Source organism: Leptolyngbya sp. Cla-17, assembly GCF_016807185.1.
GTDB lineage: Bacteria > Cyanobacteriota > Cyanobacteriia > Leptolyngbyales > Leptolyngbyaceae > ULC077BIN1.
Window position 1 is genome coordinate 52029 of sequence record NZ_JAEVYN010000007.1, and the last position, 18457, is coordinate 70485.

The 18457-nt window shown below is 48.8% G+C and carries 18 protein-coding genes and 1 pseudogene; 8 read left to right on the plus strand and 11 right to left on the minus strand.

The features are described 5' to 3' along the window. The 6 genes from JOY44_RS29410 to JOY44_RS29435 form a co-directional block, all read left to right on the plus strand. Window positions 1–1392, plus strand: a 1392-nt coding sequence (locus JOY44_RS29410; protein WP_171576938.1) for an AAA-like domain-containing protein, incomplete at its 5' end; no start/stop codon positions are given. 10 nt (window positions 1393–1402) lie between these two features. Then, complete coding sequence (locus JOY44_RS29415; protein ID WP_171576918.1) at window positions 1403–1582, plus strand: hypothetical protein; 180 nt, start codon at window positions 1403–1405, stop codon at window positions 1580–1582. A gap of 2 nt (window positions 1583–1584) precedes the next feature. Further along, entirely contained in the window at window positions 1585–2100 is a 516-nt protein-coding gene (locus JOY44_RS29420) for a helix-turn-helix domain-containing protein (RefSeq protein WP_171572405.1), read from the plus strand. Further along, the gene (locus tag JOY44_RS29425) at window positions 2097–2663 is read left to right on the plus strand and encodes an IS630 family transposase (protein ID WP_171572406.1); all 567 of its coding nucleotides are present in this window, start codon (window positions 2097–2099) and stop codon (window positions 2661–2663) included. Before JOY44_RS29420 ends, JOY44_RS29425 begins: the two co-directional genes overlap by 4 nt. A gap of 20 nt (window positions 2664–2683) precedes the next feature. Further along, window positions 2684–6040 (plus strand): AAA-like domain-containing protein, encoded by a 3357-nt coding sequence (locus JOY44_RS29430; RefSeq protein ID WP_203032226.1) that lies wholly within the window; start codon window positions 2684–2686, stop codon window positions 6038–6040. Between the two features lie 372 nt (window positions 6041–6412). Next, window positions 6413–9136: a HEAT repeat domain-containing protein gene (locus JOY44_RS29435; RefSeq protein WP_171576940.1), complete on the plus strand. Its 2724-nt coding sequence runs from the start codon at window positions 6413–6415 to the stop codon at window positions 9134–9136. 584 nt (window positions 9137–9720) lie between these two features. On the opposite strand, the gene JOY44_RS29440 is transcribed toward JOY44_RS29435, so the two are convergent. From JOY44_RS29440 to JOY44_RS29450, 3 genes are all read right to left on the minus strand, one after another. After that, window positions 9721–10041 (minus strand): clan AA aspartic protease, encoded by a 321-nt coding sequence (locus JOY44_RS29440; protein ID WP_171576941.1) that lies wholly within the window; start codon window positions 10039–10041, stop codon window positions 9721–9723. A 157-nt stretch (window positions 10042–10198) separates the two neighbouring features. Then, window positions 10199–10546: a hypothetical protein gene (locus JOY44_RS29445; RefSeq protein ID WP_171576942.1), complete on the minus strand. Its 348-nt coding sequence runs from the start codon at window positions 10544–10546 to the stop codon at window positions 10199–10201. Window positions 10547–10814: 268 nt separating this feature from the next. Continuing rightward, a complete protein-coding gene (locus tag JOY44_RS29450; RefSeq protein WP_171576943.1) occupies window positions 10815–11408 on the minus strand; it encodes a hypothetical protein in 594 nt (197 codons plus the stop codon). A gap of 288 nt (window positions 11409–11696) precedes the next feature. On the opposite strand from JOY44_RS29450, the gene JOY44_RS32565 reads away from it, so the two are divergent. Further along, window positions 11697–11825: a hypothetical protein gene (locus tag JOY44_RS32565; protein WP_281063349.1), complete on the plus strand. Its 129-nt coding sequence runs from the start codon at window positions 11697–11699 to the stop codon at window positions 11823–11825. A 306-nt stretch (window positions 11826–12131) separates the two neighbouring features. On the opposite strand, the gene JOY44_RS29455 is transcribed toward JOY44_RS32565, so the two are convergent. The 3 genes from JOY44_RS29455 to JOY44_RS29465 form a co-directional block, all read right to left on the minus strand. Beyond that, window positions 12132–12566, minus strand: coding sequence for a DUF4265 domain-containing protein (locus tag JOY44_RS29455; RefSeq protein ID WP_171575776.1), 435 nt, complete (start codon window positions 12564–12566; stop codon window positions 12132–12134). A gap of 127 nt (window positions 12567–12693) precedes the next feature. Further along, entirely contained in the window at window positions 12694–13170 is a 477-nt protein-coding gene (locus tag JOY44_RS29460) for a GNAT family N-acetyltransferase (RefSeq protein ID WP_171576944.1), read from the minus strand. 130 nt (window positions 13171–13300) lie between these two features. After that, entirely contained in the window at window positions 13301–13756 is a 456-nt protein-coding gene (locus JOY44_RS29465; RefSeq protein WP_171576945.1) for a hypothetical protein, read from the minus strand. Window positions 13757–13815: 59 nt separating this feature from the next. On the opposite strand from JOY44_RS29465, the pseudogene JOY44_RS29470 reads away from it, so the two are divergent. Then, a pseudogene (locus tag JOY44_RS29470) lies at window positions 13816–14129 on the plus strand (transposase-like zinc-binding domain-containing protein); the annotation flags it as partial. 6 nt (window positions 14130–14135) lie between these two features. Here the strand turns inward: JOY44_RS29470 and JOY44_RS29475 are convergent. The 5 genes from JOY44_RS29475 to JOY44_RS29495 all read right to left on the minus strand — a co-directional run bounded on the left by JOY44_RS29475 (window position 14136) and on the right by JOY44_RS29495 (window position 18446). Further along, window positions 14136–14702, minus strand: a complete 567-nt coding sequence (locus JOY44_RS29475) for an IS630 family transposase (protein ID WP_171572406.1) — start codon at window positions 14700–14702, stop codon at window positions 14136–14138. After that, window positions 14699–15214 (minus strand): helix-turn-helix domain-containing protein, encoded by a 516-nt coding sequence (locus JOY44_RS29480; protein WP_171572405.1) that lies wholly within the window; start codon window positions 15212–15214, stop codon window positions 14699–14701. The genes JOY44_RS29475 and JOY44_RS29480 overlap by 4 nt, the downstream gene beginning before the upstream one ends. A gap of 213 nt (window positions 15215–15427) precedes the next feature. Further along, a complete protein-coding gene (rppB, locus tag JOY44_RS29485) occupies window positions 15428–16807 on the minus strand; it encodes a two-component system sensor histidine kinase RppB (protein WP_171576947.1) in 1380 nt (459 codons plus the stop codon). A gap of 254 nt (window positions 16808–17061) precedes the next feature. Next, window positions 17062–17787: an SDR family oxidoreductase gene (locus JOY44_RS29490; protein ID WP_171576948.1), complete on the minus strand. Its 726-nt coding sequence runs from the start codon at window positions 17785–17787 to the stop codon at window positions 17062–17064. A 68-nt stretch (window positions 17788–17855) separates the two neighbouring features. After that, complete coding sequence (locus JOY44_RS29495) at window positions 17856–18446, minus strand: Crp/Fnr family transcriptional regulator (RefSeq protein ID WP_171576949.1); 591 nt, start codon at window positions 18444–18446, stop codon at window positions 17856–17858. Window positions 18447–18457: the final 11 nt, after the last annotated feature.

Consider the following 18457-nt stretch of genomic DNA (forward strand, 5'->3'; position numbering starts at 1 on the left):
GCTGGCGCATTGGAGCACTGTGATTGTTATGTTCTGTTGTGGTCTCCCCAAGCGGCGTTGAGCGAAATCATAACCGAAGAAGTACGCCAAGTGAGAGAACGAGCCAATGCGACCAATCGCCCAGGAATTATACCGATTCAGATTGGGCAAGTGGCATCAGTTAACTCTGATTTGAGTGACTATCTAGCAGGGTTGCAGTCGTGGGAATGGCGATCGTCTACTGATGCACCAGCAATTGTTGAAGCCGTTCAAAATCAACTGATCGCTCCTCAGCAAGACAATCGATTGGCTGAGAAAGATTCATCGGTGCTTCCAGCCTTGATACCGCCTGACAGTCCCTCTACAGAACCAGAGCTTCCAGTCGGTCAAGTGCCGCTTGAGTCTACTTTTTATATTGAGCGTCCACCGATCGAAGCTCAGTGTTATCAGGAAATCGCGCATCCAGGTGCACTGATTCGGATCAAAGCACCCAGGCAGATGGGAAAAACATCGTTGATGGCACGTATTCTTGATCAGGCACGCAAGCAGGGCTATCGCACGGTGCATCTAAGCTTTCAACTCGCTCCCAGTGATGTGTTAGGCAATGTCGATAAATTAATGCGCTGGTTTTGTCTTTGCGTGAGCCGAAGTTTGCGCTTACCCAATCAGTTAGCTGAGTATTGGGACGATATTTTTGATGGCAACTACAACAGCACCAGTTATTTTGAGCAGTATTTGCTGGCAGCAAGCAACAGTCCGTTAGTGATTGGTTTAGATGAGGTTGATCGCGTGTTTGCCTATCCAGAAATTGCCAATGATTTTTTGGGATTATTGCGAGCCTGGTATGAGAAGGCAAGATACGGCGATAGCGATAGCGATACCTGGAAAAAGCTTCGACTCATCGTGATTCATTCCACCGAGGTCTACATCCCGATGAATTTGAATCAATCGCCCTTTAATGTGGGACTCTCGATCGAGTTACCTGAACTCACCCTGGAGCAGGTGCAGGACTTAACTCAGCGCTATCGGCTAGATTGGACACTCAATCAAATAGAGAAACTGATGCGTTTAGTCGGCGGTCATCCTTACTTGTTGCGAGTGGCGATGTATCACGTTGCTCATCAAACAATCGCCTTTGAACAGGTACTTGAACAAGCCGCAACCGAAGCAGGCGTTTACAGCGATCATCTTCGTCGTCATTTGTGGAACCTGGAACAACATCCAGAATTAGCTAACGCCTTTAGCGATGTGGTGACCGCAAAGACTCCGGTTTCATTAAGGACAATCTTGGCATTTAAACTACATAGTTTGGGACTGGTAACGCTCGCAAGCAATCATGTCACCCCACGGTGTGAGCTGTACAGACAGTATTTTTGTGAACATCCGGCAATGGATGAGATTGAATTAACGTGATCGACAACCCATGAATCAACGTTTAACTTACAACTATCAAGTTGGGGGCAGCCTACCTCCGAACGCTTTATCGTATGTCGAGCGACAGGCAGATCAAGCTTTATACGAAAAGCTAAAAGCGGGTGATACCAAATTAAATTGGAGCCATTACAGATCAGATAAACTGAGCGATGTAGAGGTGAGAGTCTAACAATGGCTGGAGTAAGCGCAATCGCAATTAAAGAAAGTCTCGAGGAGCTAGGCACCCGTTTGCGAGCGGTTGAACAGCCGATACTCAAAGAGCGATTGCAAGTGTTGTACTGGCTCAAACAAGCGCACGCACCGAGTGTCAGTCAGATTGCGATTGCAATTGGCAGGCATCGGGGCACGGTGCAAAAATGGTTAGCCCTGTACCGAGCGCAAGGATTAGAAGCATTGCTGGTGGTTAAACCCACTCCAGGAGGAGGCAACCGGGTGATTCCAATGTGGGCGGAGGTTGCCTTAGCCAAGCGATTGCAGGAACCGAGCAATGGGTTTAGCAGCTATGGGAAGGTGCAGCAGTGGCTGTTAGAGAGTTTAGGGGTAGAAGCCGAGTATCATGCGGTCTACCAGATGACGCGCTATCGACTCAAAGCGAAACTCAAGGTCGCCCGTCCTCAAAACATCAAGCAGAACCGAGTCCAGCGAGAGGCATTTAAGCAAACCTCGCAGACGACCTCGACTTATTGAGTCAGTACTATCGGCAGGTGCGCCAGGATGAGCGACCGATTCGTTACTTCGCACAAGATGAGAGTCGCTTTGGACTTCACACGCTCATCGGACGATTAATTACGGCAGTTGGGGTTAAACCCATCGGGGCGTGGCAATGGATATTCAAAGCATTCTGGCTATACGGTGCTGTGGAACCTACCACAGGAGAGTCCTTTTTCTTGCAATTCTCCCATGTCGATACCGCATGCTACCAATGGTTCTTAGATGAGTTCTCCAAGGCTTACCCCGATAGTCTCAACATCCTGCAAGTGGATAACGGACGGTTCCACAAAGGCAAAGACCTTATTGTGCCAGAGAACATTATCTTGGTGTTTCAACCGCCTTACTGCCCAGAGTTAAATCCTATCGAGCGTTTATGGGAACATCTCAAGGCGGATCTCAAGTGGGCTGCGTTCAAAACGCTTGACCAACTGCAATCCAGGGTTGATCAACTCTTAGCCCAGCTAACCCCTCAAGTGATTGCTTCCCTTACAGGCTACCCCTTTATCCTCAATGCACTATCTGTCATTGACACCATTTAAATTGGTATGAGTTTTGTTATGTGTTGAACTCTCGGCAGATGGGCAAATCCAGTCTGCGCGTCCGCACCATGCGTCGGTTGCAAGGTGATCACATTGTCTGTGTTGTGATTGATGTGACTGCGATTGGCACTCAGCAGGTCACGCCCGACCGCTGGTATGCCGGGTTGGTAGGCACGATCGTCAACAGTTTGAAGCTGCAAATCAACCTACGATCGTGGTGGCGTGAGCATGAGCATCTTTCGGCTGTAAATCGCTTGAACGTTTTCATTGAGTCAGTGCTGCTGGTCGAAATTCATCAACCGATCGTGATTTTTATTGATGAAATTGATAGCATTCTCAGTCTCATGTTCAAAGATGATTTCTTTGCGTTTATTCGCGCCTGCTACAACAAACGTGCGGATGCCCCAGACTACAATCGCCTGACTTTTGCACTCCTAGGTGTAGCCGCCGCTTCCGATCTAGTGCAAGACAAGAACCGCACACCGTTTAACATTGGGCAGATCATTGACTTAAATGGTTTCCAATTGCATGAAACCCAACCGCTCATTCAGGGATTAGCGACAAAGGTCAGCAATCCTGAAGCCGTGTTGCGTACAGTCTTAGATTGGACGGGGGGGCAGCCCTTTTTGACCCAAAAGCTGTGTGATTTAGTCCTCAACACTGCCACGCCTATACCCGCTAACGCTGTTGACTGGATCGAACAACAAGTTTCTCAAAACGTCATTCAGAATTGGGAAGCACAGGATGAACCAGAGCATCTCAAGACAATCCGCGATCGCCTGTTACGAAATGAACGACGGGTAGCCCAACTTTTGGGACTGTATCAGCAAGTTTTGCAGCTGGACGGAATTGCAGCTGATGGCAGTTTTGGGCAAGTGGAATTGCAGCTATCGGGCTTAGTGGTTAAACAGCAGGGCAAATTAAAAGTTTACAACCGCATTTATGCCTCTGTGTTCGATCTCCGTTGGGTGGAAAAAGCGTTGTCAGATTTACGTCCCTACGCTGAAGCACTGAATGCCTGGATCGCTTCCAATCAAGAAGACGCATCACCGCTGCTGCAAGGGCAGGCACTCCAAAACGCGCAAGCGTGGGCAGCCGGTAAGAGCCTGAGTACTGAAGATTATCAATTTTTGAATGCCAGCCAAGAGCGCCAACAACGCGAGGCACAACGAACCGCGAAGCGGCAGATCAGAGTTGGGTCTGCGTTTTTAAGTCTGTCTTTGGTTGGCACGATGACAGCGGTTATTCTGGCAAGTATGGTGTACAAAGTTGAGCAGATTCAAGCGTTGAATGCAGTCTCTGAGAAGCTACTTGGGTCCAATCAACAATTGGAAACGCAGCAACTAGAGGCACTGATTGCCAGCGTGAAGGCAAGTCAGCAGCTAAAAGACGTTGTTGGTAACCAAAGCGAATTAAAAACCAAAACGGCAAATGTTCTGCAACAGGTAATCTATGCGATTCAGGAATCCAATCGCTTAGAGCGACATCACGACTCCGTTAACAGCGTTAGCTTTAGTCCGGATGGACAGACCATTGCCTCTGCTAGTGACGACAAAACTATCAAACTTTGGAGTCGTGATGGGACTGAGCTAAAAACTTTGAATGGACATCACGACTCCGTTAACAGCGTCAGCTTTAGTCCCGATGGACAGACCATTGCCTCCGCCAGTGACGACAAAACCATCAAACTTTGGAGTCGTGATGGGACTGAGCTAAAAACTTTGAATGGACATCGTGGGACTGTTACCAGTGTGAGCTTTAGTCCGGATGGACAGACTATTGCCTCTGCTAGTGACGACAAAACCATTAAACTCTGGAAGCGCGATGGCATTGAATTGAAAACCTTAACCGGGCATAACGGTGCCGTCACCAGTGTCAGCTTTAGTCCGGATGGGCAGACCATCGCCTCTGCTAGTGAAGATAGCACTGTAAAACTCTGGAACCGAGAGGGTAAAGCACTCAAAACCCTCAAAGGTCATGGAGACAAAGTTTATAGTGTGAGTTTTAGTCCCGATAGTCAGATACTGGCGACGGCAAGTTGGGATTATACAGTCAAACTTTGGAGGCGCGATGGCACGCCACTAAAGACATTGTTGGGACACAATGATCGCGTCATGAGCGTCAGTTTCAGCCCGGATGGACAGACGATCGTCACCGCGAGTAGCGACAAAACGATCAAGCTTTGGCGGCAGGACGGCACCTTACTCAAAACTCTGAAAGGACACAACGACCGCATTACCAGCGTCAGTTTCAGCCCGGATGGACAGACGATCGCGTCAGCTAGCTTTGATCAAACGATCCGCTTTTGGAAAATCGATGGCAGCTTGCCGTTAATTCTGCAAGGGCACACTGGCGATGTTTATAAAGTCAGTTTCAGCCCGAATGGGCAGACAATCGCAACGGCAAGTTACGATCGCACCGTCAAACTGTGGAACCGAGATGGTAGAGCGCTCACAACTTTGAAGGGACATCGCGAGCGCGTGTGGGACATCAGTTTCAGCCCGGATGGTCAAACCATTGCCACTGCCAGTTGGGATAAAACCATCAAACTTTGGCGACGCGACGGTAGGCTGCTTGGCACTTTGACCGGACACAGCGGGTGGGTTATGAGCGTTAGCTTCAGTCCCGATGGTCAAACGATCTCGTCAACAGGCAGCGACCGAAGCATCATCCTCTGGAATGCCAGCAGCAAAAAGATTAAACAAAAGTGGCACACCAACCATCAGGGGAACGTTGCAGATATTCGCTTTAGCCCCGTTAACGTTAGTCTGCCGTTGGGTACTAACCAGACCATCAGCGGAGCCATGCTCGAAGGTGCGATCGCAACTGCCAGCGATGACAAAACTGTCAAACTCTGGAGCCACGATGGTAAAGCAATTGGAGAGCTAAAAGGACATCGTGATGAAGTCAATGGCATTAATTTTAGCCCAGACGGAAAAACCATTGCGACTGCTAGCGATGACAAAACTGTCAAACTTTGGGCGCTGGATGGCACGCTCCTGAGAACCTTAACCGGACACACTGAGCGCATCATATCTGTTAGTTTCAGCCCTGACGGCAACGTGATGGCCACAGCAGGTTTCGATAAAACCATTAAACTTTGGCGGACATCAGATGGTAGCCCACTTCAAACGTTTTCTGGTCATACCGATTGGGTCTGGCATGTCAGCTTTAGCCCCGACGGTAAACTACTTGCATCTGCCAGCCGCGATCAAACAACCAGGCTTTGGCAACTCGATAGCACTAAGCAACAGCTTTCAGAGTTGAAAGCGCTATTACCTTTTAGCTGTCAGTGGCTACACGATTATTTGAAGACAAATCCAAAATTGGAAGAGTACGATCGCCACATCTGCAACAGTTACGGTGATGCTCCATAACTCTCATCGTATTTATACAGAAGGTAATGGGTAAAGGTAATGCCGCAAAAGCAGGCAATTTCAGGAAACACTGGTAGTCTAAAGTTTAGGGAAAACCGAGTACTCAACTTCCTAGCTAAGATTGCTCTGGTTTCCACTGGGTGGAGGACGGAAGCAATATTTATTGAAAACTGTTGACCAGACAACGAAAACTAACCAATATGCGGAGGTTCCAGCTCTGATCTCTGTCCGTGCAGCCATTGATTGGGTGAACGAGCAGGCTAGTGAGGAGTAGGTTCGGTTTTCTCACTCCAGACATCCCTGTGGTGAGTCGGCTTCACTGGAGAAAGGTTTATTATCCCAGCCGAGCTAGCCCAGAGAGGAACACGAAGCGTGAGATCCATTTCCGCCCTACTGAGAGCGTTACAGCACCCAGACGATGAGATGCGGAGGTTCGCCGTGTCTGACCTCTGCGAGCATCACCAGCGAACTGATCCGCGAGTGCTTCAAGCCCTATCTGAGCAGTTATTGCAGGACGAATGTGAGCACGTGCGGGAGGTGGTGGCGGAGTCACTCGGTAAGCTGGGCACGATCGCAGTTCCCCTACTCATCACTACACTCAATGACGCTGACTCCTATGTGCGAGGAAAGGCGGCACAACAACTCGGTGAATTAGGCGATGAACGGGCGATCGCACCGCTAATCCAAACCCTGCAAGATGACCACCAGGACGTACGGTATAAAGCCGTAGATGCCTTGTTGGAATTGCATTCGACGCAGGCGATTGCAGCGGTCATTCAATTTTTGCAGCAACACTATTTGACCAGCGATAGCTTGTATGAGGGTCTCATCCGTAAGCTGCTCCTGCTCCAGCCAGAACCAGTGGTCGATCTTTTGCTGCAAGCGCTAACCACCAACCCCAGTGACCAAGTGCGTCAAGAAGCCGCAAAAATCCTGGCAGAGGTGGGAGATGCGCGAGCCATTCAACCGTTAGTCACGCTGTTTGAACACCGGATGCTCAACGTTAACGAAACAGCCGCTCGAGCCTTGGTGCAATTAGGCCCAATGGCAATTCCGGCTTTGCAAGACGCGCTCGCTGCTGAATCGCCTTGGCGAGTATTGTGGGCCAGTTATACCCTCGTGCAACTGGGTGAATCCGAGGCTTTGGCAACCCTACTAAATTTACTGCATCACTCATTCTGGGGGATTCGCCAGTATGCCATTGCTAATTTGACGAAGCTCGGTGATCGCCGAAGCGTAGAACCCATCATTGCGTGTCTTCAAGACTCCCATGACAAAGTGCAATTGCAGGCAGTCCAGGCATTAGGCGCATTAAAAGACGATCGCGCGATTGAACCCTTGCTGGAATTGGCTCAGTCGTCTCCAGAACCTCTGTGGCGATCAATCATTGGAGTCTTGAGTCAGTTTAATCATCCACGGATCGCCGCACTGATGCTCACAGTGGTGCCACATTCTGAGCCAGTAATTCGGTCTTACGCCATCCTTGCTCTCAAAGCAGGCAAGTCAGAGCAAAGCCTTCCCCTCCTGATCAATGCTCTTGAAGACCCAGATTGGCACGTTCGGGAAGCGGCGACTCAAGGGTTGGGCGATCTCGGTGACTCGGCAGCGGTGCGGCCTCTGATACAGCGATTCAAGCAAATTGCGGAATACGGTCGATTCCAGCAAACTCAGGAGACCAGTGAAAACACGACCGCCGCCTTGCTCAAACTCGGAAAACCTGTGGTTGCGCCCTTGATTGCGGTCTTGAAAGCTTCAACGCATGACCGAATTCGTGCTCGGGCGATCCTGCTATTGGGGCAATTGCAAGATCGAAGAGCCGTACCCGTGTTAGCAAAGCTTTTGCATCCATCCGAAATAGAAACGCATTATTTGCACAAAGCACAGCAAATCGCAGAGCGGGCAACAGCCGCAACAGCACTGGGCATGATCGGCGATGTCAGCGCGATCGATCCCTTAATTGCGGCTTCAAAAGACAGCGAAGAGGAGGTGGTTTTAAGAGTTGCCGAGGCCTTGAGCCAATTTCAGCTTCCCATCGTGGTGGAAACCCTGATTCAAATCTTGCGGAAGTGGAATGGTTGGCACTTCGCCTATTCGGGACAACCAGAAGCGGTCCAAGCGATCGCCCAAACGCTGGCACAAATTGGCGATCAACGGGCGATTGAACCACTGATTAAAGTCCTAGCCTGGGGTTATGAGTATCCCTGTGGTCTGGGCATGCAGGAGGAGGCAGACCGCACCGGCGGAGGCTCACCCAACCTAACAACAGGAGATGTATTGGCAGCCGATCAAGCCATTGCAGCCACCTTAACCCAACTGACAGGCATGACCATTTCAGACTTGTTACTGGGCATGGTGCGAGACGAAGCCCATCCTTTGCGAGAAACAGCCGCGATCGCCTTGGGCAGAGTGGGAGACTTAACCCTGGTTCCAGTGATGGATGCTCTGCAGGACGAAGATGCTTTTGTCCGACGCAGCGCCGCTTGCGCTCTGGGTATGATGTACGACGAGCGGGCGGTTCTCCCTCTTACAGACGCGTTGCAAGAGGCAGAAGATGAGGTGGTTTTACAGGCGAGCGAATCCTTGCGCTGGCTAGCGGTGCACCATCGGCATGTTCTTGAGGCAGTCCCAATCCTGTGTCAACTGTTAACTCATTCAAATTGGCAAATTCGGGCGGCGGCGGCCAGAGCCTTGAGCCAGTCACCTGATGAACAAAGCTTGATACCGCTCGTGACAAGCCTCAGCGATCCTCATCCTACGGTGCGTAAGTCGGTGGTCTTTGCCTTGCGCTACCTAGGCGATGAGCGGGCGATCGCGCCCGTGCAAGCCCAACTGAACGATGAAGACCTGGGAGTACGACTGGAAGCGATCCGTTGTTTAGGTGAAATCGGGGTTTCAGAAAGTGTTGAACCGCTGACCGAACTGTTGACCAATCCAGAGATGAAAGTGCGACTGGGTGCAGTAATAGCACTGCATCAGATCGGTATGGCATCTGCTGTCACCGCTCTCATGACAGCCCTTCAGGATGAAAGCCCCCCTGTGCAGGACATGGCCAGTTGGGCGTTAAAGGAACTTGGCGGACGTGCTGAACTCGATTGATGGCACGGTTCTGGGTCTTTGAGTCCTTGAGGCAAAGACAGCGAAGACACTGTTGGCGAAACATTGCTTAACGCACTGAGAGACCTGAACTGCTGTCGTTCCTTAGCTGAAAGTCATTGGTTTTGTAAGTCGAGTAACGACGGAATAGGTAGTTCAGCTATGAAGAAATAATTCGCCAACAGTGTCTACGCTACCTTTGCCCCTACATGCCAAGGCTTTCGGTAATACTCGAATTCAAAACCGTAACTTTCTGTTCAAATGCGCCCGCTGGTCCATCTGCCGAAACTCTCTCATACCCGATTAGCATAGTCAGAAGTTCTAATGTACTGCAACTGTATCAGAACTCGTCAAACCTGCCCTATTTTGGCACATAGATTAATTGACAAGTTGTTTTACAAAGGTTAAGGGCTGAAACGCTACTTTGCCCTGACAGACCCCAACCGTAAAACAAACGGTGGTTTATTTTACAATTAACGGCTCAAATCAGCGGCAACGAGCAACCTTGGTGATACAACCAACCGCCTTTTTCCGTCCGCTGCATTTGAGTTGTTAGACCATGCCTCACAGATCGCTTTTACATGGGATCACAATGCTTCAATCTTAACGATGCCGCCCTCAATGGTATCAACCTGCAATCGATATCCGTAGAGTAGCGCCATCCCCAGCAGGGGTTCCGTTTCTGATTCTGCGATATAAATTTCGCGGTACTGCCCATCCCAAATCACTGTAGCAGTGTACAAGTCAAAAAGAGTTTCACTGCCATCGCCTAATGTGACAATATCAGAGGCACTCCAAGGTAAATCAAGAGTGGCGATGATTGCAGATGGTAAAGATAGAAATCCACTGAACCCGGTATCAATCACAGTATCAATCACTTGGCGTTGCCCATTTGCGTTACCGACCACAAGGGGAAGCGATCTCTTCTATCACTTGAATGCTCTCTAAATCACTCACCAACAGTCCTCATAAATTCACCTAAACTTTGAACAAAACTTAGCTTGTTGAACCCGAAATCAAGTCAGCGTGTTTGAATGGATTATCCTTGCTTTTCAACCAAGTGTTCTAAGGATGATTTGTCCAATAAATTTCACCACTACTAAAGATACCTGTCCGAATCTTACAACTAGTTTGACAATGTTTACCCCGACTGTTCGTATATTTCACATTATAAGTACGAGTGGTTTTATCCATGTCAAACCACACCATTGAAATAACAATATTGGTTGAGCTGCTACGACGAAGGTAATCACTTATTCTCTGCTTCTCTCTTTTAACTTGAAAATCTCCAATTACTAAAGCACCAATAGCGATAGTAGCAGCAAGAGTAAAACAAAGAAAACAAAAGATGAGATGCCAGTTTTCCTTAATGAATAAGATTAAAGCGTCAATGATTAAGGTTAAGTCTCTCATTCTTGTAACTCGACTTGCATACTTTAGAGAGTTGTAAAATTAGTAAGTAGCCTCTATCTGGATGAGCGAATCGCTTCCTAGCAAAACGCCCGGTTGAACCCTGAACTTACAGCAGAAAAGCTGAAAAAACGTCTCAACGGATAACCAAGCCAGCTAACGACTAAGTTAAGCGGACGCTAACCGCCTTTGAGTCTCTCACAGTATATTCTGCCGTTCTGCTCCAACGACTTGTTAGCCTAAATGCCAATTGCATCCTAAAACTAAACGTTTAACGATTTAGTGTTGAAATACAAGCAGGCTCTTGAAAAATTTCGATGAAATGCACAAAATCTCTGACACTGATCCATTCATAAGAGATTGCAATTCCCTCACTAATGCAGTGTGTCGTGATATGCAATGTTCCGCCCTCACCAGAGTCGTCATAGACTGACCGCCGATAAACTGGAGAATTGGTAGAAGGTGGGTAACCGAAAATATACTTAAACAAATTATTGAAGCAGGTTGGATAATAATTTGGTTCGTCGAGTTGCTCTGAACGAATGTTGAATCCCATCCCATTCTGGTGGATTTTAATACGCTCTGCTCGATTATTAACAAAGTCAATGGACAGTCTCAAATTGTTTGCGTTAAGAAAAAGTGAGCGTATTGCTCCAGGATTATAGGTATATTTCACAAGGCGATCGCCTGCTGCATTTGTAGTTGTTAAACGGGTCCAATACTGACCAAAGTAATCTTCAATGATAGTAGGACTTTCATTGAAGATTACTTGTCTGCTTGCATTTGCTGAAGACTGAATACCCACTCCTATCGAAATGTTTAATCCTAAAACTACTAGACCTTTAATGAATTGGTATTGCCGCATTGTCAAAATTATAAATCAATCAGTTTTTATTTTCTATCCTAGTCTTCAGTCTAGTTTAAGTTAGAGAGTAAAGATGAGAAATTCTCCCTTCAGAACGCATTTTTGCTAAGTTGCTGACGTGGCAAGCCACGGGGAATTTCCCCCAGAGATTAAAGATTGAAACCCTCACTACACATGCCTAAAATAATGTATCTTTCAAGGCTTTGATGGCTAGGCTAACGGCACAAGTCAGCGGTTGCCGATCACCTCGAATGCCCCAACGATCTCCCGTCAATCCGCTGCACTGCCGTGTTAGCTGGAGCACGCACCGATCGCCCCCCAACTACGCCTCACCCAAAATCTCCTGGGCGTTTGCGGACTGACCGATCGCCCTTTGCTACCGTCTCACCGATCGCCTCCTGGATGCTTTCAGAATGACCGATCGCCCTTTGCTACCGTCTCACCGATCGCCTCCTGAGCGTTTGCGGACTCACCGATCGCCCCTTGCTACCGCCCCGCCCCCAGTCTCCTGAGTGCTTTTGGATACTGAGAAAATTTTGAGTGACGATCGCAACCCCAGACTCCTGGCGTTTTCGGACTTGTCAATTGCCGCGCGGGACAAGTGCAAGGACTTTGAGCGGAGCCAGCTACCGTCCCCGTTCACCCGCCATAGATAACCTCAAACGCTCACAGATAACCTCTCTGCGGTCGGCGTGCAGGGGCGTTGTTATGCACTCAACGTAGTCAGATATGATAATGCTGGAGTGGAATTGCTTCAGTTTGAATATAATTCAATATCGTCTGAGAATCAAAATTTGGCGGGATGTGTACTAACCAGAAAGAAGCCATTGAAACCACTGAAGCACAGCCATTTTTTTCTAAATAATCACTAAATTTAATTGCATCTTCGCCGCGACAACCTGCCCTTGCCATCAGACGTAGCGTTGTATAACCAGATTTTTCAATGATTTGTGTGACCGAGAGATGTCCGTACTCATTGGGCTGAGCTTCAATGATGTCGTTTAAGCCGAGGTCTAAAGGATTGCTATGGAAGAACAAATCCCAATAGATATCTTTAATGATGTAACGATTTTGCCCGATTGATTCACCGGCGAAATAGGGCGCGTCTTCTTCGCCATCGTTACAGAATAACTCGGTTAATCGATTCTCGTTATCCATGTGGGGATCTATTGAGGGGACAAGTGCAACGACTTTGAGCAGAGCCAGCTAACGTTCCGGCTGAGCGGCTGCAAGTAACTTTTGCATCACAACCAAGATCTCTCGACAGTCCGCTCCAGCCGGGTTGTTAGGGCGCAAGACCCTTCCACATCGGATACGAGATGACGGTGCCGAATGCGAGCGACGACTCACCGACGGGAGAGAAGCCACGACCCTCGTAGAACTGTCGAGCGGTCGCTGAACGCTCTAGCCTGATCTCACGAATGCCCAAGCGACTCGCCTCGCTTTCGAGGAACGCCATCAATCCCTTGCTGACCCCATGGAAGCGTGCCAGGGGCGACACGTACAAGAGGGCGAGCGTGCCTGACTGACTTAGCAGCCCGAAGCCAACAATGCCAATGGATGCCTGGGCAACGGCTGCGATGTTTCTTGGCGATGCGATCCAAGACGCCACATTCTCAATTGTCTTGTTCGATAGCCAGGCAGCGATCGTTGCCTGATCGCCGTGATGATCCTCGATGCACAACTCCGCGATCGATTGCCGCACCGCCTCACAAGCGCCTGGTGCATCTGCTACTTCCGCCCGTCGAATCAAGTATTCCATCGTCGTCGAATGTGACACCCTAACGACCAAGCTCACCCGCCGCTGGAGTGGAGCGAGGAACGAGCGTAGGCTGTAGGCGGTCGGGTGCAGCGCCTTGTTCGGCGGCTTTTTAGGACGTTTGGCGACGTGTTTATGACACTGATTCTGAATGTGTTTTCAGAAACTGTAGCATTTCATCTACCAGCTTTTCTTCATCGCCGTAAATTCCATCTACTGCAAGGTCAATGGCATCCCAAAAACACCACATTTCCGGCTCGGCTTCATCGTTTGGCACGTCGTTATCAGTAGCCATATGATAAAGCCAGCCTGCAACTTTTGGAGCTTGTTTCCGATCTTGACTTACCAAATCAAACATTGAACGAAAAATGCGCCTTGTTAGTGCACGTTTATCAAACTCTCCTTTCACCTGTGAGAGTGCGTCGGCAACGGCATTTATGCCTTTGCTGCCCGATACTGACGCTTCAATGATGTTGATGTCTGGCGATGCTTCCGCCATTATTACTGAATCACACCAAGCGATTACATCAGCTAATTTGACTGATCCCAACAACAATCCAACTCTATAAAATTCGGCCTGTTCTTTCATATTCTGGTAGTGCTCAAGATGTAATGATGGAGCAGTAGAGTTTATGCTTCTCTCCTGCCATGCCAGCCTGCACCCTTTGTGCGTCGTCCCAAACGGTCAAGAATGGTCATATCCACAACGGTAAACAACGGTTCAAATGCCAGGACTGTGGACGACAGTTTGTCGAACAACCGACTAAAAAAGTAATCGACCAAGCCACACGGGAATTGATTGACCGCTTGCTGTTGGAGCGCATTTCTCTAGCTGGAATCGCTCGGGCAGCGCAAGTTTCTGAGCAATGGCTGCAAACCTACGTCAATGAGAAGTATGCGAAGGCGCCTCGCCAAGTGCAGGTGCCACCCAAAAAAAGGGGCGGTTGACGATTGAGTGTGATACCAATTTAAATGGTGTCAATGACAGATAGTGCATTGAGGATAAAGGGGTAGCCTGTAAGGGAAGCAATCACTTGAGGGGTTAGCTGGGCTAAGAGTTGATCAACCCTGGATTGCAGTTGGTCAAGCGTTTTGAACGCAGCCCACTTGAGATCCGCCTTGAGATGTTCCCATAAACGCTCGATAGGATTTAACTCTGGGCAGTAAGGCGGTTGAAACACCAAGATAATGTTCTCTGGCACAATAAGGTCTTTGCCTTTGTGGAACCGTCCGTTATCCACTTGCAGGATGTTGAGACTATCGGGGTAAGCCTTGGAGAACTCATCTAAGAACCATTGGTAGCATGCGGTATCGACATGGGAGAATTGCAAGAAAAAGGACTCTCCTGTGGTAGGTTCCACAGCACCGTATAGCCAGAATGCTTTGAATATCCATTGCCACGCCCCGATGGGTTTAACCCCAACTGCCGTAATTAATCGTCCGATGAGCGTGTGAAGTCCAAAGCGACTCTCATCTTGTGCGAAGTAACGAATCGGTCGCTCATCCTGGCGCACCTGCCGATAGTACTGACTCAATAAGTCGAGGTCGTCTGCGAGGTTTGCTTAAATGCCTCTCGCTGGACTCGGTTCTGCTTGATGTTTTGAGGACGGGCGACCTTGAGTTTCGCTTTGAGTCGATAGCGCGTCATCTGGTAGACCGCATGATACTCGGCTTCTACCCCTAAACTCTCTAACAGCCACTGCTGCACCTTCCCATAGCTGCTAAACCCATTGCTCGGTTCCTGCAATCGCTTGGCTAAGGCAACCTCCGCCCACATTGGAATCACCCGGTTGCCTCCTCCTGGAGTGGGTTTAACCACCAGCAATGCTTCTAATCCTTGCGCTCGGTACAGGGCTAACCATTTTTGCACCGTGCCCCGATGCCTGCCAATTGCAATCGCAATCTGACTGACACTCGGTGCGTGCGCTTGTTTGAGCCAGTACAACACTTGCAATCGCTCTTTGAGTATCGGCTGTTCAACCGCTCGCAAACGGGTGCCTAGCTCCTCGAGACTTTCTTTAATTGCGATTGCGCTTACTCCAGCCATTGTTAGACTCTCACCTCTACATCGCTCAGTTTATCTGATCTGTAATGGCTCCAATTTAATTTGGTATCAGTTACACCACAGGCTCTGAAGCGATGGGCATGACCAAAATCTTATCGACCCGCGTCCCGTCCATGTCCATGACTGGTGGCTTACTGAACTGTTCAACTGGCTAACTCCCTTTCCTCTAAAACACCACACCCGGTTTGGAAGTTTTTATGGCATCGCGGCTTCGCCCGTCAAGGGTAAGAGAAGGGTAAAGATCGTGCCTTGACCGAGATCGCTGTGCACCTGAATGCTACCTTTGTGAACCTGCGCGATCGCCTGTGCAATTGCCAAGCCTAAACCAGTGCCTCCTGTTTCGCGGGAGCGATCGCTGTCAACGCGGTAAAAGCGATCAAAAATGTAGGGTTGTGCTGCGGTGGCAATGCCAATGCCTGTATCTTTCACAGTAATGAACGCGGTGTGATCATGGGCTGTTAAGCTAACGACCACCGCCCCCCCGCTGGGCGTGTATTGAATCGCATTCGCCATTAAGTTTGATACCAGACGGTACAGTTGGGATTCGTTCCCCAAAACATAAATTTCATGCTTGGGCAGGTGATGGGTGAGGTGAATTTCAGCAATAGTTGCCAGCTCTAAGAATTCCTCGGTCAGATCGCTCATCAAATCATTGAGGCAACAAGACTGAAACGGCTTGGGCGACGAGCTATGCTCAAGACTGGTTAAAAAGAGTAAATCCGTAATCAAATGGCTGAGTCGTCGTCCCTGCCGCTCAACTGTATGGAGCATCATGGGGATATCATGCTGCTGGGCTGGCGGTAGGCGGAGCATCGCTTCCACTGTCGCCAGGAGGCTGGCAAGGGGCGATCGCAGTTCGTGGGCAGCATTAGCGGTGAACTGTTGCTGTTGCTGGTAGGACTGATAAATCGGCTGCATTGCTAAGCCTGAAAGCCACCAGCTCGACGCGGCAACCACGCCCAAAGCGATGGGAAACCCGATGACCAAAATCCATTGCATCCGGTTGACTTCAGCATCAAAGGGTTCTAAAGTGCGTCCAATTTGTAAGTAGCCCCAAGACGCTTGACGGCTCTGAGGCGCTGTGTGATGAGCTTCAGAGCTATGCAGGATGATGGTGAATTGATGGTAGCGAACGCCGTTTGCACTCTGGAAGGTTTGCCAGGGAGCAGCGTTGAACGTTTGAGGTAGGTCTACAGGTTGATTGGGGGAGAAGGCAAGCAGATGACTCTGATGATTAAACAGACGAATATAGTAAGTGCTGCGATCGCTAATGCCAGTCGTGTGACGTTGAATCAACGTGGGGCTGACGTTACAGGACTGCCCAGCTAAACAAAGTTCAGGCAAAATGCGTCGCAAAACAGCCGTTGGGTTTTCTGAAGCAGGCAACATTGGTTCCAGGCTGTCATGCAGTGTGCCCGAGATCGACTCCATTTCTCGTTCCATTGCCGCCCAATTAGACTGCACCAGAGATCGATACATCCCAAACCCCGACAGGCTTAGAATCACACCCATGACCAGCGCATACCAAAGGGCTAAACGGGTACGACTACGGCGAAAAAGCTGGTGGCTGTTCATAGTAGCTATGAGGCTGTGTTAAAGCGATAGCCCTGCCCTGAAATGGTTTGAGGGGGTGTACCATTGCCTATTATTGTGGCAGTCATCATAGGCTTGCTGGCATGTAGATAAAGCGACGCATGAATCAGCGCAGGAAATCTTAGGAGCATCGATCAGTATAGCGAACCATGATTTTTGGGTGATGAGCACACAAGAGGTAATTCAGATCACATCTTTCTGTCTCCTAGGAATCACACTTGATTTTGAGGTTTCTATCAAAATCCTGGTCGCATTATGCGTTCTGCAAGGGTTGGCATGAGACGCTCAAGCACAAACAGCAATTTGGTTTTACCAATCCGCATTTCCAGTCGATCTTGAGTAAAATTATGCCAAAATTCTTCGACTAATGCCTCTGGTTTAAGCTTGCCGCGTCCCCGCCCTTGTGTCATCGCCGTATCTACAATCGGTGGAATGATTTCAAAGACTCGGACAGAGGTGGCTTCAAGCTGCCATCGCAAGGTTTTGGTGAAACTATGCAGCGCCGCTTTACTTGCACAATAGATGGGGGCACTTTGCTTTGGTACAATACCAAGCCCTGACGAAACGTTAACAATGGCAGCCGTGGGATGACTCAGTAGTTGCGGGAGAAAAAGTTTTGTTAGGTACAGAGGGCTAAGCAAGTTAATGTCTAGTTCAGTTTCAATTTGCTCTATTGAGATCGCACCATCAGCGAAGTCATAGTTGTATTGAACGCCTGCATTGTTGATCAGAATATTTACATCAGGGTAACTGTAGGCTAACTTCCTGAGCGCTTGGCGATCGCGCATATCCGCAAGCTCAATAGTAATTTTTGGAAGTTGACTTTTCACGACTTCAGCTTTTTGAGAATTGGTGCCTGTCACAATTACAGCATTACCTTCCCGAAGAAACCGTTGGGCAAGAGCGAAACCAATGCCTGATGTGCCGCCTGTAATCAAAATAGTATGATGAGTCGCCTTCATAAAGATTCCAGCCGTTAGGGTATTGCAGTTATCCTAGACCGGAGTTCGTAGTCGTTCATTAACATGAGTTAAGGCGATTTCAGTTGAGAACGAATTCGACTTAAGGTTACAGGAGTGATGCCGAGGTAGGAAGCAATATGATGTTGCTTGAGTCGAGTTTCTAAATCAGGGTATTCTGCTTGAAAACTCAAGTAGCGAGTTTTGGCATCATCCAACAATAAAGCACTTTCCCGCTTCTCTTTTTTGATGAATAAGATTTCAGCAATCTTACAATTGAGTGCTTGCCAGCAGGCATCATTCTCACACAGCGATCGATACGCTGAATAATCGGCAACGAGTAGCTTTGCATCTTCCAATGCCTGAATAAAAAGTCGTGAAGGTTGTTTTAGTAACAGGGCACTGTAGGCCGCAACAAAGCTATTCTCAGCACAAAATGACTTCGTGTATTCAGTCCCCTCGCAATCGACATAATACAAACGCAGGATGCCTGACAGCACAAACCCGATTGTTTTGGGTACATCACCCGCACGAGCAAAAAACTCACCTCGTTTCAAGTGATAAGTTTGAAACAGGTTCGTCGCTTTGATGGCTTCGTCTTCTGGTAGATTGGTCAGCGATCTCAGGATCGCAATCAATTGGTCTAACTCCTGGGTCTGCATAGCTTAGATGC